This is a genomic window from Neobacillus niacini (assembly GCF_031457145.1).
Classification (GTDB): Bacteria; Bacillota; Bacilli; order Bacillales; family Cytobacillaceae; genus Neobacillus; species Neobacillus niacini_J.
On the sequence record NZ_JAVDVZ010000002.1, the window covers coordinates 115,262 to 133,529 of the forward strand.

At 36.7% G+C, this 18,268-nt stretch carries 19 protein-coding genes and 2 pseudogenes; 7 read left to right on the forward strand and 14 right to left on the reverse strand.

All coding sequences use genetic code 11. From position 1 onward, the window contains the following. Positions 1-115 precede the first annotated feature (115 nt). The 6 genes and pseudogenes from J2Y03_RS05385 to J2Y03_RS05415 all read right to left on the reverse strand — a co-directional run bounded on the left by J2Y03_RS05385 (position 116) and on the right by J2Y03_RS05415 (position 7,174). On the reverse strand, positions 116-1,027 hold the full coding sequence (locus J2Y03_RS05385) for an SDR family NAD(P)-dependent oxidoreductase (RefSeq protein WP_310191618.1): 912 nt from the start codon (positions 1,025-1,027) through the stop codon (positions 116-118). Positions 1,028-1,136: 109 nt separating this feature from the next. Continuing rightward, the gene (locus J2Y03_RS05390) at positions 1,137-2,423 is read right to left on the reverse strand and encodes an acetyl-CoA hydrolase/transferase family protein (protein ID WP_310191620.1); all 1,287 of its coding nucleotides are present in this window, start codon (positions 2,421-2,423) and stop codon (positions 1,137-1,139) included. Positions 2,424-2,506: 83 nt separating this feature from the next. Continuing rightward, entirely contained in the window at positions 2,507-3,703 is a 1,197-nt protein-coding gene (locus J2Y03_RS05395; RefSeq protein WP_310191623.1) for a thiolase family protein, read from the reverse strand. 51 nt (positions 3,704-3,754) lie between these two features. Further along, positions 3,755-4,419, reverse strand: a pseudogene (locus J2Y03_RS28895) (enoyl-CoA hydratase/isomerase family protein). A gap of 201 nt (positions 4,420-4,620) precedes the next feature. After that, a complete protein-coding gene (locus J2Y03_RS05410; protein WP_310191627.1) occupies positions 4,621-5,820 on the reverse strand; it encodes a CaiB/BaiF CoA transferase family protein in 1,200 nt (399 codons plus the stop codon). 184 nt (positions 5,821-6,004) lie between these two features. Further along, positions 6,005-7,174: an acyl-CoA dehydrogenase family protein gene (locus tag J2Y03_RS05415; protein ID WP_310191629.1), complete on the reverse strand. Its 1,170-nt coding sequence runs from the start codon at positions 7,172-7,174 to the stop codon at positions 6,005-6,007. A 588-nt stretch (positions 7,175-7,762) separates the two neighbouring features. Between J2Y03_RS05415 and J2Y03_RS05420 the strand changes: the two genes are divergently transcribed. Both J2Y03_RS05420 and J2Y03_RS05425 read left to right on the forward strand, forming a co-directional pair. Further along, a complete protein-coding gene (locus J2Y03_RS05420; protein ID WP_310191631.1) occupies positions 7,763-8,536 on the forward strand; it encodes an electron transfer flavoprotein subunit beta/FixA family protein in 774 nt (257 codons plus the stop codon). A gap of 67 nt (positions 8,537-8,603) precedes the next feature. Then, positions 8,604-9,575, forward strand: a complete 972-nt coding sequence (locus tag J2Y03_RS05425) for an electron transfer flavoprotein subunit alpha/FixB family protein (RefSeq protein WP_310191634.1) — start codon at positions 8,604-8,606, stop codon at positions 9,573-9,575. 102 nt (positions 9,576-9,677) lie between these two features. Here the strand turns inward: J2Y03_RS05425 and J2Y03_RS05430 are convergent, their stop codons facing one another. The 3 genes from J2Y03_RS05430 to J2Y03_RS28900 all read right to left on the reverse strand — a co-directional run bounded on the left by J2Y03_RS05430 (position 9,678) and on the right by J2Y03_RS28900 (position 10,869). Continuing rightward, entirely contained in the window at positions 9,678-10,076 is a 399-nt protein-coding gene (locus tag J2Y03_RS05430; RefSeq protein WP_396954186.1) for a transposase, read from the reverse strand. A 95-nt stretch (positions 10,077-10,171) separates the two neighbouring features. After that, positions 10,172-10,426: an IS3 family transposase gene (locus J2Y03_RS05435; protein ID WP_310191640.1), complete on the reverse strand. Its 255-nt coding sequence runs from the start codon at positions 10,424-10,426 to the stop codon at positions 10,172-10,174. A 311-nt stretch (positions 10,427-10,737) separates the two neighbouring features. Continuing rightward, positions 10,738-10,869 (reverse strand): helix-turn-helix domain-containing protein, encoded by a 132-nt coding sequence (locus J2Y03_RS28900; RefSeq protein ID WP_396954174.1) that lies wholly within the window; start codon positions 10,867-10,869, stop codon positions 10,738-10,740. Positions 10,870-10,914: 45 nt separating this feature from the next. On the opposite strand from J2Y03_RS28900, the gene J2Y03_RS28905 reads away from it, so the two are divergent. The 4 genes from J2Y03_RS28905 (at position 10,915) to J2Y03_RS05450 (ending at position 12,966) form a co-directional block, all read left to right on the forward strand. Then, the gene (locus J2Y03_RS28905; protein WP_396954175.1) at positions 10,915-11,067 is read left to right on the forward strand and encodes a LysR family transcriptional regulator; all 153 of its coding nucleotides are present in this window, start codon (positions 10,915-10,917) and stop codon (positions 11,065-11,067) included. 91 nt (positions 11,068-11,158) lie between these two features. Then, positions 11,159-11,437: a LysR substrate-binding domain-containing protein gene (locus J2Y03_RS05440; protein WP_310191642.1), complete on the forward strand. Its 279-nt coding sequence runs from the start codon at positions 11,159-11,161 to the stop codon at positions 11,435-11,437. Next, complete coding sequence (locus J2Y03_RS05445; protein WP_310191646.1) at positions 11,425-11,712, forward strand: hypothetical protein; 288 nt, start codon at positions 11,425-11,427, stop codon at positions 11,710-11,712. The genes J2Y03_RS05440 and J2Y03_RS05445 overlap by 13 nt, the downstream gene beginning before the upstream one ends. Positions 11,713-12,069: 357 nt before the next feature. Continuing rightward, on the forward strand, positions 12,070-12,966 hold the full coding sequence (locus J2Y03_RS05450; protein ID WP_310191649.1) for a LysR family transcriptional regulator: 897 nt from the start codon (positions 12,070-12,072) through the stop codon (positions 12,964-12,966). Positions 12,967-13,048: 82 nt separating this feature from the next. Here the strand turns inward: J2Y03_RS05450 and J2Y03_RS05455 are convergent, their stop codons facing one another. From J2Y03_RS05455 to J2Y03_RS05465, 3 genes are all read right to left on the reverse strand, one after another. Next, positions 13,049-13,942, reverse strand: a complete 894-nt coding sequence (locus J2Y03_RS05455; RefSeq protein ID WP_310191651.1) for a hydroxymethylglutaryl-CoA lyase — start codon at positions 13,940-13,942, stop codon at positions 13,049-13,051. A 17-nt stretch (positions 13,943-13,959) separates the two neighbouring features. After that, positions 13,960-15,153 (reverse strand): acyl-CoA dehydrogenase family protein, encoded by a 1,194-nt coding sequence (locus tag J2Y03_RS05460; protein WP_310191654.1) that lies wholly within the window; start codon positions 15,151-15,153, stop codon positions 13,960-13,962. 77 nt (positions 15,154-15,230) lie between these two features. Next, positions 15,231-16,013, reverse strand: a complete 783-nt coding sequence (locus tag J2Y03_RS05465; protein ID WP_310191656.1) for an enoyl-CoA hydratase/isomerase family protein — start codon at positions 16,011-16,013, stop codon at positions 15,231-15,233. Positions 16,014-16,246: 233 nt separating this feature from the next. On the opposite strand from J2Y03_RS05465, the pseudogene J2Y03_RS05470 reads away from it, so the two are divergent. Continuing rightward, positions 16,247-17,595, forward strand: a pseudogene (locus J2Y03_RS05470) ((Fe-S)-binding protein); the annotation flags it as partial. Between the two features lie 137 nt (positions 17,596-17,732). Here J2Y03_RS05470 and J2Y03_RS05475 read toward each other — a convergent pair. Then, positions 17,733-18,098, reverse strand: a complete 366-nt coding sequence (locus tag J2Y03_RS05475) for a phospholipase D-like domain-containing protein (protein ID WP_310192994.1) — start codon at positions 18,096-18,098, stop codon at positions 17,733-17,735. Beyond that, positions 18,092-18,247, reverse strand: coding sequence for a hypothetical protein (locus J2Y03_RS05480; RefSeq protein WP_310191659.1), 156 nt, complete (start codon positions 18,245-18,247; stop codon positions 18,092-18,094). Before J2Y03_RS05480 ends, J2Y03_RS05475 begins: the two co-directional genes overlap by 7 nt. Positions 18,248-18,268: the final 21 nt, after the last annotated feature.

Genomic DNA, 18,268 nt, shown 5'->3' on the forward strand with positions numbered 1-18,268 from the left:
ACTCCTCTACTTTTGGAAAATTTCATATGACCAATACGATTATCAAGTGACACAAAACAACGAAATTTCACTGATTGCTTATACCTTCTGGATAAAATATTTAATTTATTGTTCATTATACTAATGGTTCATAAGGGAAAACATCTGCACTTACTTCAAGTGGTGTAAAGCTCTGTTTCAAGGAACCTTTTATTGCATTAATGCTGTCAATTGACCAACCTTCTGAGTTGTAGACAGACCGAACTGGGCGCGGTTGTGAAAATACTAAAATTTCCTTACCTCTTACACCAAAAATTTGGCCAGTAACGTCTGAAGATTCTTCAGAGCTTAAGAAAGCTACTAATGGTGCAATGTGAGCTGGAGACATTTGTTTAATTTTTTCTACTCTGGCCTTTTCGCTTTCAGTTTCAGTTGGAATAGAGCCAATCATTCTGCTCCATGCAAATGGTGAAACAGCATTTGCCGTTACATTATATCGAGCCATATCTAAAGCTGTAACCTTTGTTAAACCAGCAATTCCTAATTTAGCGGCTGCGTAGTTTGCTTGACCAATATTTCCAATTAAACCGGATGTCGAAGTGAAATTGATGAAGCGACCGCTTTTTTGTACTTTAAATATAGGAGCGGCTGCCCTAGTTACGTTAAATGTACCTTTTAAATGAACAGCGATAACTGCATCCCATTCTTCTTCACTCATTTTGAAAATCATACGGTCTCTTGCAATACCAGCGTTGTTAACCACAATATCAAGACGGCCAAATGCATCCAATGCCGTTTGAACAATATGATTAGCCGCATCAAAGTCTGCAACAGAATCATAATTAGCTACAGCATCTCCGCCAAATGCTTTGATTTCTTGAACAACCTCATCAGCAACTTTCGTATCGTTATTTGAACCATCCAGACCACTGCCTAAGTCATTGATAACAACCTTTGCGCCCTCTCTTGCAAAAAGAAGGGCAATATCTCTTCCAATTCCTCTACCTGATCCAGTAACAATTGCTACTTTATTATCTAATTTCCCCATGATTTTCCAGCCCTTCATAAGTAATAGTTTTAAGCTTTATGACTTGAATTTCCGAAATGTTTTATATTTCCCTGTTTTCTGGTAATATTTTATCTATTTGAGTTAACCTTCATAGAAAAGCTCTTTCAAAATCGATATATAGTTGTTCTCGAAAATCAGGATGTGCAATTGTGATCAACTCTTTTGCTCTTTCTTTGAGAGACTTCCCAAATAATGAGGCAATACCATACTCAGTAACTACATAATCAACTTCAGACTTTATCGTAGTTACAAATGGAATCTTTATCTTAATCCGAGATTCTGTCCCCTTTTTTGCAGTGGAAGGTAAAGCAATAATCGCCTTTCCTCCTTTTGAAAGTCTGGCTCCTCGAATAAAATCCATTTGACCACCGACACCAGCCATCGTGTAATTGCCCACTTGCTCAGCGTTTATTTGACCAAAAAGGTCAACTTCAAGCGCAGAATTAATTGAATGGAAGTTGCTGATTTGAGCAATGATAGCCGCATTATGTGTGTAGTTTGTTGGATATAACTCAATATTCGGATTTTCATGGCAATAATGATATAGTTTTTCTGTTCCGGTTAAGGTTGTACAAACAGTTTTATACCTGTTGATTTCTTTATATTCGTTTGTCACTACTCCAAGTTCTATTAACTCTAGGACGGAATCCGTGATAGAACCAGAATGAATCCCTATCCCTTTTTTGTTTTTTAAAGAGGCTATAATACTATCTGCAATTTTCCCTAGACCTACTTGAATAGTAGCATGATCTGGGATTAATTCAGCAACATATCTTCCAATTGCCATTTCCACATTAGATGGTACTCCACCGCCAATTGTAATTAAAGGGCGATTGGAAATAACAAATTCGTCTATTTCAGAAACGTGTACAAAAGTATCACCAAATGTAATAGGAAGTTGACTATTTACTTCAGCAATTACAATATTTGCTTCCTTTATTAATGTTTGAACAACATCGACAGATAGACCTAAATTACAATAACCTTTCTCATTCGGAGGTGAGACTTGGATAAGTGCAATATCAACTTTTTCTACTTCGATGAAACGTGGAATTTCCGATAGATTTAGCGGCAGATAGTCACACGTGCCATTCAAAAATGCACCCTTAAGATGTGATGAACTCAAAAAGGTCCGAATATTAAAGTGTTCGTAGCAACTTGGATCTGCATAAAGGCAAGGGCTTCCAATAATAACATTGTAAAGATCTACATTATGAAGGCGATCCTTTTGTCTAACAAGTTCTTCTACTAAAGTTTGCGGTTCATTGCAAAAAGGTGCGAGGAATACTTTCTGGTTAGATTGTATACTTGATATTGCTTCCTCTACTTTTTTCTGTCTACTATGATATAAAACATTCCAATCTTTATTTTCCATAAACGATTCACCTTCACATTTTATAGGAAATTAAGTACGTGGCCGTAAATCCTACACGCACTTGATTATTGATTTGCTTTAGTTTAATAAACTTGAAGATTTTCAACAATTGATGTGATACCTAAGCCGCCGCCAATACAGAATGTAACGATGCCATACTTTTCTCCACGTCTTTCCATTTCGTGAAGCAATTTCGTCATTAATACCCCACCAGTACCTCCAAGTGGGTGACCTAGTGCAATGGCACCACCATTTACGTTTACTTTATCCATATTTAATCCAAGTTCTTTAATAACCGCTAAAGATTGTGCAGCAAAAGCCTCATTAAGCTCAATTAGTCCAATGTCATCCAGAGTTAAACCTGCCATCTTCAACGCTTTTCTAGTTGCAGGGGCTGGACCTATTCCCATTATTTCGGGAGATACTCCAGCGGCTGCTTGAGCGATAATTCTTGCTTTTGGTTTTTTACGGTAACGTTCTGCCGCTTCTTCAGACATTAATAATATAACCCCGCCACCGTCGTTTCTTCCACTTGAATTTCCTGCGGTTACTGTTCCATTTTCTTTGAAAACTGGTTGTAATTTAGACAATTTCTCCATGCTGGTATCTCTTGGGTGTCCGTCAACTTTGAATTCAATTACACCCTTTTTCGTTTTCACTTCAAAAGGAACAATTTGATCTTCAAACAATCCTGTAGAGATCGCTCTCTTTGCATTTTCTTGGCTTCTTAAAGCAAATTCATCTTGTTCTGTTCGAGAGATGTTGTACATCTCAGCAAGATTTTCTGCAGTCATTCCCATTGTTAAATCCCCATAAACTTCCATAGGCTGCGCTCTAGGCTGACTTTCTGTATTTGGATCAAGAAGTAGACCTCTGCCAGCACCATAACCATAACGAGCATTGCGAAGATAAAATGGTGCAGTACTCATGCTTTCTGCCCCACCAGCAATGACAATGTCTGAATACCCACACATAATTTGTTGAACTCCATTATTCATTGCTTGAATTCCAGACCCACATTGACGATGTACTGTATATCCAGGAACTTCAATTGGAAATTCTGCTCGTAAAAGCGCCAATCGAGCCATATTCGGTGCATCTGTACTTTGCTTTGCCTGACCCATTATAACTTCATCAACATCTTTCTTTTCAATTCCAGTACGTACAGTAATTTCGTCTAATACCTTTGCTGCAATATAATCAACTTCTACGTCCTTTAACGTTCCACCCATTGTTGCAACAGCAGTGCGAACCGAGTCAATAATAACTGCGTTTCTCATTCTATTACTCTCCTTTTCAATTAACTTTATATTTTATTAATTGAATTGAGGTTATCGTTTTTCAAAGAATGCATCTACACCCTCTTTGAAATTTTTGGATTCAAATAGCAATCCTTGTGCAAATTCCTCTAATTCCAGTGTTTCATTAATGTCTGATAAAATGCATCTGTTTACTAATTTCTTCATTAGCCCTAGTGCCATGTCAGGACTATCAGCAAGCCTTCTCGCAAGGGATCCTACTTCATCCATAAATTGATCATCTTCAACAACTCGATTAATTTGACCAATACTATGTGCCTGTTCTGCAGTAATTTTTTCACCTAAGAACATTAATTCTAGAGCTCGGTGACGCCCTATTAATCGAGGTAGAAAATGAATGTCTCCAAGATCAGGAATTAATCCAACATTGATAAAACTCAGAATTAAATGAACTGATCTCTTTGCAATAATGATATCGCTTGCTAAAGCGAGACTTACCCCAGCTCCAGCAGCTACACCGCTAACAGCAGCATAATAGGCTTTTCTAAATTTAGCATGGTATTAATCAACTCGTGACCAGATTGCAAACGTTTTCTACCAGAAACTGCGTCTACTTGCTTTAAGGCTTGTAAATCACCACCAGCTGAAAAAGCTTTCCCCTCTCCAGTGAGTACGATAACCTTAATCTCGGTTTGATTTTTAGCTGTTATGAAAAAATCTCTGAGTTCTTCTCTCATTTCAAGCCCGAGGGCATTCCGTACTTCAGGTCAATTCATCTTAACTGTACAAATACCATTATCAGTTATGACTTGAATTGATTGATATGACAACCCACTTCCCATCCTTTCAGTAACTAAGGTCCTTCTATTTAATACAGTGAATAACCATCCACTTTAGTAGAATATAGACTTTTTGTTACGTTGGATAATTGTAAATTTTCAGACTCTTGTAGGTGTGTTTTGGCCTATTACTCCACTATTTCTAAAGCTATTAATATTTTCATTTGTATAACCTAGCTGTAATAGGAATTCTTCTGTATGTTCCCCAAGAATCGGAGCGTGTGAATGTAGTTTCCCAGGTGTATTAGAGAACTTGATCGGAAAACCAATTTGTCTAATTGTACCAGCAATAGGATGTTCCATTTCTTTAAACATTTCTCTTTCAATAATTTGTGGATCAGTAAAGATTTGTTCGATATCATTAACTGGTCCAACGCAAGTATCCTCCATCGCCAATAAATCAAGCCATTCTTTTTGATCTTTTTGCTTAAACAGTTCTGTAAGTTCTTTTTTCAATTGTTCTTGAACTCCTTCAGGACCTTCGTGTAAGTCGATCCATTCAGTTTTTCCTACAAGTTCACAAATTTTTTTCCAAAATTTTGCTTCTGCGGCACCGACTGAAAGGTACTTATGATCCTTTGTTTCATAAACATTATAAAAAGCAAATTGACCATCCAATCGGTTAGAGCCCCTTTGTGGGACCTTTCCTGATGCAAAATAATCAGATGCTGCAGCATATAACCAAGTAACGGCACCGTCCATCATCGAAACATCTAAATATTGCCCTTTTCCAGTCCGTTCTTTGTGAAATAGTGCGATACAAATTCCAGATAAGGCCATTAATGCACCCCCACCTAAATCAGCTACTTGCACTCCTGGAATGACTGGTTTTCCATCCTTCTCACCAATAAGCCCTAGTATGCCACTGTAACCTATGTAATTGACATCATGCCCAGGTAAATTTCGATAAGGTCCTGTTTGCCCATACCCAGTTAAAGAACAATAAACAATACCTTCGTTAATTTTAGATATTTCCTCATACCCTAATCCCAACCGGTCCATGACTCCAGGACGGAAGCTTTCTAAAATAACATCTGCTTCTGCAGCCATTTTTTTAAATATTTCTTTACCCTCATCTGTTTTCAGGTTTAATTCAATACTCTTTTTGTTTCTATTAATGGTTAAGTGTCTTGCACCAATTCCCTCAATGGCTGGTTTCCTCCAGCGAATATAGTCACCATTTCCTGGCTCTTCAATTTTGATAACTTCTGCACCATAATCAGCCATCATCAGAGTACAATATGGTCCAGGAAGTAATCTCGATAAATCTAATACTTTTACTCCACTAAGAGCTCCCATTTTTTTCCCCCCTATCGTTTAATCGCCATATGCGAGAAACTGTAGTTCCAATTTTGAATAAGACAGATCCAATTTTTATTTTAAAACTTTTGAGGAATATTCAAAGTGTACCTCCGACGAAAACATTGCCATTTAAAAGGGAATGTAACTCTCCCTCTATTCAGTAAAATTTTACCACCAAATTTTAATAAGATCTAGGTAGCCCTAGCACATGCTCTGCTACAAAGGATAATATGAGATTAGTAGAAATTGGTGCTACTTGATATAATCTGGTTTCTCTAAATTTCCGTTCAACGTCATATTCTTCTGCAAATCCAAAACCACCATGAGTTTGAAGAGCTGCATTCGCTGCTTCCCATGAAGCATCAGCAGCAAGCAATTTAGCCATGTTTGCCTCTTTTCCGCATTTTATTCCCTGATCAAACATTTCTGCCGCTTTAAACCTCATTAAGTTTGCCGCTTCTAAGTTAATATAGGCTTTTGCAATTGGAAATTGTATTCCTTGATTTTGTCCGATTGGTCGATTAAAGACAACTCGATCTTTCGCATACTGTGTAGCACGGTCGATAAACCAGTAGCCATCACCGATACATTCAGAGGCAATCAGAATTCTTTCTGCATTCATTCCATCTAAAATATAAGAGAAGCCTTTCCCCTCTTCCCCAATTAAGTTTTCTACAGGAACCTCTAAATCTTCGATGAAAAGTTCTGTTGTTGCATGATTCATCATGGTTCGAATCGGTTGAATCGTAAGGCCATTTCCAACAGCCTCCCTCAGATCTACTAGTAATACGGATAAGCCTTCGGTACGTTTTTTCACTTGATCAATAGGTGTCGTACGAACTAAAAGAAGCATAAGATCAGAATGCTCAGCGCGAGAGATAAATACTTTTTGTCCATTTACAATGTATTTATCCCCTTTACGTTCTGCTACGGTTTTTAATTGGGTTGTATCTGTACCAGTATTCGGTTCAGTGACTCCAAAGGCCTGTAATCTTAAAGAACCATCTGCAATTTTTGGCAAATATTTTTTCTTTTGTTCTTCTGACCCATGTCGTAACAAGGTTCCCATTGTATACATTTGTGCATGACATGCACCGGCATTAGCACCTGAACGATTAATTTCTTCCATAATAATAGAAGCATCCGTTAACGATAGCCCAGACCCGCCGTATTCTTCAGGGATAAGAGCAGCGAGGAATCCTGCTTTCGATAAGGCGTTAACAAATTCCTCAGGATAAGAATTGGTCTCATCTAACTTTCTCCAATATTCGTCCGGAAAATCTTTACAAATATTTCTAACACTTTGACGTAGTTCATTTTGGAAATCAATTACTTCTGTTATAGTTTTCATAGAAAAATCCCTCCAATTTATTACTTTTAATAATTCCTTTTTCTTTATTAAATGGTTAGCAAAATTGTATAAATATTAGATAAATTTGGTGACGCATAACAAATTAAGGTGTAAAACTAAAATATATAAATCGAGCGATGGAGGTGCAAAATGGACATAACGGCAATTGCATTACTTTATTGTTGCTATTCTCCAATCCCTACTCCATTTTTTGATATCGTTTACAATTGCCTCCGTTACACCCCCATGAACTTCTTTCGTTTATTATACGAGTCATTTATTCCAGAAAACAAAGCAAATTATGCATGCTTATGATGATATATTTGCATAATTATAACTATTCAGATATGTTACGATGGGTACACTGACAAATACTTTATTTTAATAGCATCTAGGTAAAACCATTAAAAAGGTGATATTTTGATAGCGTTAGGGGGGCATAAACTTAAAGGAAAAACAATGAGTTTTACATTTTTTATACGTTTCCAGTCTTGCAATCAGATCTCTTTTACTACCAAAATGAAATAAATTAGGTCTACAATTTTCATAATATTATAAATCATAAAAACTTAATTAGGAGAGATGATAATGAATATCTTTGTACTCATGAAAAGAACCTTTGATACAGAAGAAAAGATTACCCTTGCTAATGGAAAAATAAATGAGGCTGGTGCGGAATATATCATTAATCCGTATGATGAATACGCAGTTGAAGAAGCTATCCAGATCCGCGATACACATGGAGGAGAAGTGACGGTTATTTCTGTAGGTACGGAAGAATCCGAAGCTCAACTAAGAACTGCATTAGCTATGGGAGCCGACAAAGCGGTCTTAATCAATACGGAAGATGGTATTGAATCAGGAGATCCATATACAACATCTAAAATTGTTGCCCAATATTTAAAGGATAAGCAGGTAGATTTAATTCTTGCTGGAAACGTGGCGATTGATGGTGGTTCAGGTCAAGTGGGTCCCCGTATCGCTGAATTACTTGGAATTAACTATGTCACAACCATCACAAAACTTGATATTAATGGAACTAATGCAACCGTTGTCCGTGATGTTGAGGGTGACTCTGAAACTATTGAGACCTCTTTACCTTTGCTGGTAACCGCTCAACAAGGATTAAATGAACCACGTTATCCTTCATTACCAGGAATCATGAAAGCAAAGAAAAAACCACTTGAAAAATTAGAATTGGACGACCTCAATCTGGATGAAAATGATATTGAAATTAAAACAAAAACACTTGAGATTTTCTTACCACCTAAGATAGAGGCTGGAAAAGTACTGAGTGGAGAAATGAAAGATCAAGTGAGTGAGCTTTTTCAATTATTACGCAGTGAGGCCAAGGTAATTTAATAGAATAAGAGACTAAAAACGATACTAACCTTAACAAAATAGAAATATAATAGGGAGGTTTATTATTATGGCTAGAAAGGTTCTCATATTAGGAGAAATACGTAATAGTTCTCTTAGAAATGTATCATTTGAAGCAATTGGTGCGGCTAGAATTGCAGCTGGTGAAGGAGAAATAGTAGGAGTATTAATCGGTGATCATGTTCAATTATTCGGGAATGAATTAATTCAATACGGTGCTGATCGCGTAGTAACAGTAGAAGACGATAAATTAAAGCAATATACTTCTGATGGTTTTTCCAAAGCATTGCTTGCAGTGATTAATCAAGAAAATCCAGAGGTCATCATCATTGGTCATACATCACTTGGTAAAGACTTATCTCCAAGAATCGCAAGTAAATTAGACTCTGGGTTAATTTCTGATGTTACTTCAATTGAGGAAATAGACGGTAACCCTGTCTTCACTCGTCCGATTTATTCCGGAAAGGCATTTGAACGTAAAGTGATTACAGATGGTCTTGTATTTGCAACGATTCGGCCAAACAATATCGAACCATTGGTGAAAGATGAAGCCCGTTCCGGTGAGATTTCTTCATTATCTGTTGATATTAGAGATTTACGTACTATTGTCAAGAATGTCGTTAGAAAAGCAAGTGAAGGTGTCGATCTTACCGAAGCAAATGTTATTGTGGCAGGTGGACGCGGTGTAAAAAGTAAAGAAGGATTTGAACCATTAAAAGAGCTTGCAAAAGTTCTCGGTGGTGCAGTTGGTGCATCCCGTGGTGCATGCGACGCCGATTATTGTGATTATTCACTTCAAATAGGTCAAACGGGCAAGGTCGTGACACCCGAACTATACATAGCTTGCGGTATATCTGGAGCTATTCAACATCTAGCAGGAATGTCAAATTCAAAAGTAATTGTTGCCATTAATAAAGATCCAGAAGCAAACATTTTCCAAGTAGCTGACTATGGTATTGTTGGCGATTTGTTTGAAGTGGTTCCAATGTTAATTGAAGAATTTGCTGCAGTAAAGCAATAAACAGATTAAAAATTCAAGAAAGTAAAATATAGAAACATAATAAGAAGTCACCCTCTATGAACTGCCACCTGTCAAGTATACAGTGGAAATAATAAAAATACTCTAAGCGGCTTTAGCTCTATATTCCATAGGGCTAAGGCCGTTTAGTCGATTCTGATATCTATCATAATAATAGAAACGAATGTATTCATCTATCGCTAAGGAAATCTCATCAAATGTCTCGTACTTATTTAGATAATACTTCTCACATTTGAGTGTTCTCCAAAAAGATTCCATTGGACCATTATCAATACATACTCGTGACATACTTTGCGTCATCTCTGCTTTATCTATCTTACGTTTGAATCCCGTAGAGGTATATTGAAATCCACGATCACTATGGATAAGTGGATGTTCCTCATCTAAAAGTGCTATAGCTTGGTCAAGTGTATCAAATACAAGTTTATTATTAGTGTGTCCCAGCACATAACTAACAATGGAACCATCGTATAGATCCCGAATAGCACTTAACTAGGCCTTATTTGATAGGCCATACTTAAATTCTGTAACATCTGTAACCCTTTTTTTATTTAGTTTTTCATCCGTAAATTCACGATTTAACACATTTTCTCGACATGATGAGCTGGCGAATGTTTATAACGTTTCTTCTTTCTTCGAATGACTGATTGTATGCCAAAAACCTTCATCAGTCGATAAATTCGCTTGTGATTTAAGTTCTGTCCAAACTTTCGATTAATATTTAACGTCATTTGACGATAACCATAGATGCCACCGACTTTCTCATGTAAAACCTTCATTTCTTTAACAATTTCTTCATTTTGAAGTTCATGAGTGGAAGGTGTGCGATTCATCCATTTATAGTATGCAAATCGTGCAATCCCTGCAATCTCACAAAGTAAGACAATGGAGAGACTCTCTTCTTCATGTAGTTCCTGGATCGCGATATATTTATCTTCAAATCGTATTTGACTTATTTTCGCCTCCTCTCGATCTCCTCTAACTTTTTTAAAAAAGCATTTTCGGCTCGCAATCGTTCATTTTCTCTTTCTAACTTTTTCATTTGGAGTTTAAATCTCTCCTCCGGGGAAAGCTCAACTTCTGTTTTACTTCTTCCACGATTATCTTTTAACGCTTTAGCCCCGCCACTTTCATACTTATTAATTCATTGATATACTTGTTGATAAGAGACCTCATAAGTCTCAGCTGTCTCCTGATAATTTTTCCCGTTCTCCAAACAATAAATCACAATTTGTATCCGTTCTTCCCAAGTAGTGGATAAATTTATTGATAACAATTATGTGTGAGGTGTTAAAGTGGATTCGTTAGGAATTGAAGCATTTTGGCCATTGTACGTCACTGTAGCTTTTCTGATGCTGCTAGTTCTTTATACCTTTCTCAGTCAACCCTTAGCCATCGACTACTTCTACTTGAAAAATCAGTAGGCATGACTTTAATTGATAGAGGACGTGGAATTCGCTCCCCTTATCTTTAACTACGGAGGGAGAGGAATTTTTAAAGATTGCAAGAAAATGGGAAGAACTAATTCAAGAAACCAACAAGATTCTGGCTAGTAAAAAAATAAATTGATTATTGGTGCTGTTGATAGTGTCCATAACTTTATCCTACCTCCCGTTTACCAATATTTGATTCAGCATTCGCAAGACATAGAAATCAGGTTGAAAACTTATATGGGGTTCGAGCTATACTCCCTACTAGAAAGAGGTGAAATTGATATCGCCTTTGCCTTGTTTGAAAAACCGATGCCGAATATGATTATACAAAATTTCTATTCAGATCCAATGGTTGTTATTGCCAATGGGAATCATTACGGTTCAACAATATTATTAGTTTGCAAAATTTAGATACGGCAAATGAACTTTACCATGACTGGAGTCTCTCGTTCCGAACGTGGTATGAACGAAATAAACATGAAGAGAGATTTTCAGGAATCCGAGTTGACTCTGCTGGTCTCATCTTGACCTTATTAAATACCCCTGGAAAGTGGGGGATTGTTCCTTTGTCTAAGGCAAAGAGTTGGATGACTTTAGGAACATTTTCTATATATGAATTGGAGGATCCTCCACCTGAACGGGTGTATTATCAAGTCCGCCCACGATATCCTAGCAAGTGCTATTGAAGGTCTTAAAATATTAGACTCTTGTTTAAGTTGAATTCAGTAACTATAATGACAAAAGACTTATTATATAATTTCACATTTGCTCTAGTCTTTTTCCTTCTTTCCTCTTATTAAAAAAACTAACATCCTGTTATGGGAAAATGCTAGTTTTTTTAATTCTGTATTATGGCTGTCCTCCATTTTATTGGATTGCAATTTTATAGAAAAGATTAAAAAACTTGCACGAAGCCTCTGTAAATATATCTATAAAAAAAGGCATATAATGGTTTCTTTAGTTCCCAATATTTTAATTGATGATAATATCGCATGCTGTGTAAAAAAGATAAACAATATCGAATAAATAAACGGAGGTATGGAATGGACATTACGCAATTGTATTACTTTATCATTGCAGCAGAGCAAGAACATATGACGAAAGCTTCGGAAATTTTAGCTCTGTCTCAATCTGCTTTAAGTCGTTCAATTACATCGTTAGAAAATGAGTTAGGAGTCCCTTTGTTTGATCGAAAAAATAGAAAAATCTTGTTAAATAGATATGGTAAAGCTTTCTTAGAAGATGCAAGAAAAATTGTGGGACAATTTGAAATGTCAAAAGAAAATTTATCACAACTTATCCATCCTGATTTTGGAAATATTTCTATTTCATTTGTCCATAGCCTTGGATTAAACTATATCCCCTCTTTGCTTAAAGAGTTTCAATTTTCAAATCCGGGTTATACCCTAACTTTAAATGAAGGCAATGCCACAATAATTGTAAAAGAATTATTGACAAATGAAACTGATTTAGGATTTGCTACACAATTTCAATTATTTTCTGATTTAGTTTACAATCCTATCTTCAAAGAAAAAATCCTATTAATCTCTTCCAACCAACATCCATTTTCAAAAATGGAAAATATTAAACTTAAGGATATTACGAAGGAAAATTTTATTCACTACAATGCTGATACTGAGTTAAGGAGATTAATTGACTCTCTTTTCACAAAACACGATATTGATATCAATGTTGCCTATGATGGATTAGAAATAAACAGTATTATTGGGTTAGTTATCGCCAATATGGGCATCGCACTTGTACCAGAGTCCACCATTCAAAACATAATCGGGATAAAAGTCATTCCAGTTTTAGATTTAGAACTTGATAGAACGATTTATTTAATTCATAAAAAGGAAGGCTATATTTCAAAAGCTGTACTTTATTTTAAAGATTTCATTTATGCCTATCATGAAACTGAGTCTGACCAAATTACATAGGATATTGCCACTCCAAATAAGCACAAGTGAAGGAACTTATTCCATTCACTTGTGCTTATTTTTTAAAAAGTTCCTATATCAATCAATGCAAACTAAGATTATAATCAGCCTCACTATTTAACTTACTAGATAGTGACTTAGCAAATGCGGCAACGTCCATCAGCTCTTTATATGATACATTTGTCTCAACATCCATTTGTGATAACATAAGCAGCAGGTCTTCAGTTGCTAGATTTCCTGTTGCTCCTGGAGAATAAGGACACCCTCCAAGACCCCCGATAGAGCTATCAAACTTATCCACTCCAGCGTGCATAGCAGCTAATGTATTTGCGAGCGCCATATTCCAAGTATCATGGAAATGTCCAACAAAAACCATGTCTGGATAAAGGTCGCGCAACCTTGAAATACGTTCATAAACCATTTTGGGGTTGGCATGTCCATTTGTGTCCCCAATATCAATTTCATCCGCACCTAATTCAACAAATCTCTGACAAACATTGTTTACTTCCGCAAAAGAAACCTCTCCCTGAAACGGGCAATTAAACGCCATGGAGATATAAGCACGCACAAATTGTCCATTTTCTTTTGCTTTCTTAAAAATATCCTCACAATCTTTTAAGGACTCATTGGTTGTTTTATTGATATTTCGTTTATTAAACGTGGTACTAGCTCCGACAAATACAGCAATTTGTGGAACACGGGCTAATATTGCTCGCTCCACAGCCTTCAAATTTGGAGTCAAAGCAATATAAGTAATTCCTAACTCATTGCAATACGCAGATATTTCATCTGCATCCGCCATTTGTGGCACCCATTTTGGGCTAACAAAGGCAGCGGTTTCCATTCGGGAAATACCCGTTTTTGCCAACTTACGGATAAGTTCTTTTTTATTTTCTGTTGATATTGGTTTAGGTTCATTCTGCAAACCATCACGAGGCCCTACTTCGATCAACTCTATTTTTTTTGGTATGTTCATAGAATTCCTCCTCATAATTAATAGGATCTAGGTAACCCTAAAACATGCTCTCCAATGTAGGATAAGATCATATTCGTAGAGATTGGGGCTACCTGATATAAACGAGTCTCCTTGAATTTGCGTTCAATATCATATTCCTCTGCAAAACCGAAACCACCATGAGTCTGAAGAGCAACATTAGCTGCTTCCCAAGAAGCATCTGCTGCCAAAAGTTTTGCCATATTTGCTTCTTTTCCACATGGTTTTCCTGCATCAAATAATTCAGCTGCACGGAAACGCATGAGATTGGCTGCTTCAAGGTTAACGTAGGCCCTTGAAATTGGGAATTGTACCCCTTGATTTTGTCCAATTGCCCGTTTAAACACCACGCGTTGATTGGCATAATCGGTCGCTCGCTTGATAAACCAATATCCGTCTCCAATACATTCCGAAGCAATCAAAATACGCTCTGCATTCATGCCGTCTAAAATGTATTTGAAACCCTTCCCTTCTTCACCGATTAAGTTTTCAACTGGAACTTCTAGATCTTCGATAAACAATTCTGTAGTGGAATGATTCATCATGGTACGAATCGGACGAATGGTTATTCCATTTCCTACGGATTCATTCAGGTCCACCAATAATACTGACAGCCCTTCTGTACGCTTTTTTACCTGATCAAGTGGTGTAGTGCGAACCAACAGAAGCATTAAATCGGAATATTCTACACGTGAAATAAATACCTTCTGTCCATTTACTACATATTTATCTCCTTTACGAACTGCAGTGGTCTTCAATTGTGTAGTATCTGATCCAGTATTTGGCTCAGTTACACCAAATGCCTGCAGTCGTAAGGAACCATCAGCTATCCTCGGTAAGTACTTCCTTTTCTGTTCCTCTGAACCATGACGCAATAAAGTACCCATCGTATACATTTGAGCGTGACAAGCACCGGCGTTTGCACCAGAGCGATTGATTTCTTCCATAATGATCGAGGCCTCGACCAAAGAAAGGCCTGAACCACCATATTCCTCAGGGATCAAAGCAGCAAGAAATCCAGATTCAGTCAATGCATTTACAAACTCTTCAGGATAAGTCTGCTCCGCATCCAACTTTCTCCAATATTCATCGGGATACTCATTACATATTGTTCTGACACCTTGGCGTAACTCTTCATGAAATTGATTAGTCATTTTAATTCCTTCATTATCAAGATTTAGTAAATTAGTCATTTTAATTCCCCCATAACCAAAATTTAGTAAGTTAATTATTTTAAGATTCTGATATATTTATAACAACTTAGCGCTACTTATTTGCCAACAAACACAGGTTCACGCTTCTCAACAAAAGCCCGGACGCCTTCAAAGCGATCCTCCGTATCCACGGTACGGTTGTAGAACTCAATTTCACGTACTCGTGCTTCCTTATCATCCATACTGAATAACTCATCTACTGCAATCTTGCAGTTCTGTACAGCTAAAGGAGCATTTTTGGCTAACATTTCTCCAAGTTTGTATGCTTCTTCCATTAATAGATCAGGAGTAGTTTTTTGATTTAATAAGCCGGCCTTGTCTGCTTCTTCGGCAGAAACCATCCTTCCTGTAAGCAACCATTCTTTTGCGATGTGGATGCCAACTCTTTTAGGAAGAAGACGAGTTCCTCCACACCCGGGCATAATTCCACGTGTTGTTTCAGGTAGACCAAACGTAGCTGTGTTAGCAGCGATAATAAAATCACAATTTAGGACCATTTCAAATCCTCCAGCAAGTGCATAACCATCAACAGCAGCAATTACCGGTTGCGGAAGATCGGATAATGTGTAAAACATTTTTTCAAAAAGCTTATGTTGTTCTTTCCATTCTTGTTCTGTCATTCCATTTCGTTCTTTAAGATCAGCTCCTGAACAAAAAGCTTTAGAATTGGTTGAGGCTAAAATTACTACTCTTGTATCGGACTCTGAGATAGATTGAAATGTTTGCAAAAGTTCATTTGTCATTTGAGTTGTAAAAGCATTTCTCGCTTTAGGTCGATTTAATTCTATTACTACAATTTTGTTATCTGTTCCTGTTTTACTAATTTTAAAATATTCCATATATCCTCACTTCTTTCATAAAAAATTTGACTAGTTTGGTGCTAAAGGTTCCTTATTGAAGAGTAATTAACACTTCTGTTTGTTTGAACTATCAACTCCAAGTATCAATAATAATTTTCTGAATATATTGCCATCTCTTGTTTTATTATATCTGGTACCTGTTCAATCCATCAAAGCAAATATTGCATCTGATTAATGTGAAATTTGCATAAATTCAAATAATTAACCATGGTGTATTAGTGAATGGTTTCGGCCAGTTCAAATTATTTAAAGACAAGAAAAGTGGTACGATGCATTTAATCTTATTCTATGGATTTTTTATCATTCAAATAGGACTTATCGAACTGATCATAAAGGGATCTATTACAGGATATGAATTTCCTTTTGGTGAAGCACATAAATATTTTAGTTTTCTACAAGAGTGGACCAACTTCCTTATGATGTTAGCGATCGTATATGGATTTTACCGTCGTAATGGAGAAAAACTAGAGAGGTTACAGTGGAAGCGAGATGACAAAGCTCTTTTTGTCTATATTACCTTATTCACTCTAACTTCTTCGATCCTGGTTGCACTAGGATTTGAAGCCGTTATGGTAGGTCATGAACCAAATCTCGTCTATGCTCCATTCTCTAGTGCCATTGCGTTATTATTCTCCAGTGTTGGAGAAACAGTAGCAACGATATTGTTCTACGTATTTTGGTGGATTCACATGTTGACGGTATTTTCATTCTTAGTGTTTGTACAACAGTCCAAGCAATTTCATGAGATATTTGCCATGGTCAATATCTTCTTTAAGAAAAGTCTGTTGGTAAGTTAAAGAAGATTGACTTTGAGGAAGAAACGGAAGAATTTGGGGTCGGGAAAATTGAGGGTTTTACCCAGCATCAGTTGATTGATTTGTACGCATGTGCAGAATGTGGAAGATGCACAAATATGTGTCCAGCTTCAGGTACTGGAAAAACGTTATCACCGATGGATCTCATTGTTAAGATGAGGAACCATTTGACAGACAAAGGGGCAGCGGTTACCTCTAGACAGCCATGGATGCCTGCCTTTGCTTTTAATAATAAAGGCAATCAGTTAGCATTAGCAGGTAGTGGTTATCAGGAAGTAGCAGCAACGATCGAAAATGTGAGTTTAATAGGAAATGTTGTGACAGAGGAAGAGATCTGGGCATGTACGACGTGCCGTAACTGTGAAGACCAATGTCCCGTGATGAATGAGCATGTAGATAAAATTATAGATTTACGCCGTTACCTTGTCCTAACAGAAGGAAAAATGAATTCTGATGCACAGCGTGCGATGACGAATATTGAACGTCAAGGTAATCCATGGGGTCTTAACCGTAAGGAACGTGTCAATTGGCGTGATGCTTTAGAGGATATAACAGTTCCAACGGCAAAAGAATTGAAAAAAAGAGGGGAAGAGTTTGAATATCTATTCTTTGTTGGATCGATGGGCTCATACGATAATCGATGTCAAAAGCTTACTCAATCCTTTTCTCGTCTTTTAAATAAGGCTGGAGTCAAAATGGCGATCCTAGGGAATGAAGAAAAGAATTCTGGAGAAACCCCACGGCGTTCTAAAGGCCTACTGTTAATATCCGTTTTTCATGTGGAAGTAGCTCTCAATGGTTCCCTTTTCTTTTAGCTTAATTAATAATTCTTCATGAGGAGAATATGGCTTGTAAATAATATTAATATCATGATGAACGGCTTTTATTTTTGCTCACGCAAGGAGCCGTATTTATTTTGTAATTTAATAATTTGCTCCTTAAAATCTTTGAAATAATCTATTGACAAAACTTCTTCGTGATTCCAAAAATCATTCATAATGAGTGTCAAATCTTCTTGATTCGCTCTCTTTTCGATAATTATTTCCTTGTTAGCTTCCATTGCTAGTGCTAACCCTCTATTAGTAAAATTCGCTGAACCGATAAACAATCTTATTTCGTCAATAAGATAGATTTTGGCATGTAAGAAAGGCAGCATTTTAATCTCAAACCCGTTAGTCTGAAGAATAAGAATTGCTTCAAGGTCAGTTGCACCAGTTATGTATTCCTCACCAGGTGGAAGTGTTAATATTTTTGTTCAAGATTTTTATTTTTTAAAATGTCAACGATCCTGACGGCCGTATCATATTTTATATAGGGTGAAACAATTAAAACGGAATGTCGTGCTCCTTTTACTGCATCCTCGATCACAGTAATTAAATCCTCATTCAGTAGATTCATAGTTCACCTCCATTTTAAGGT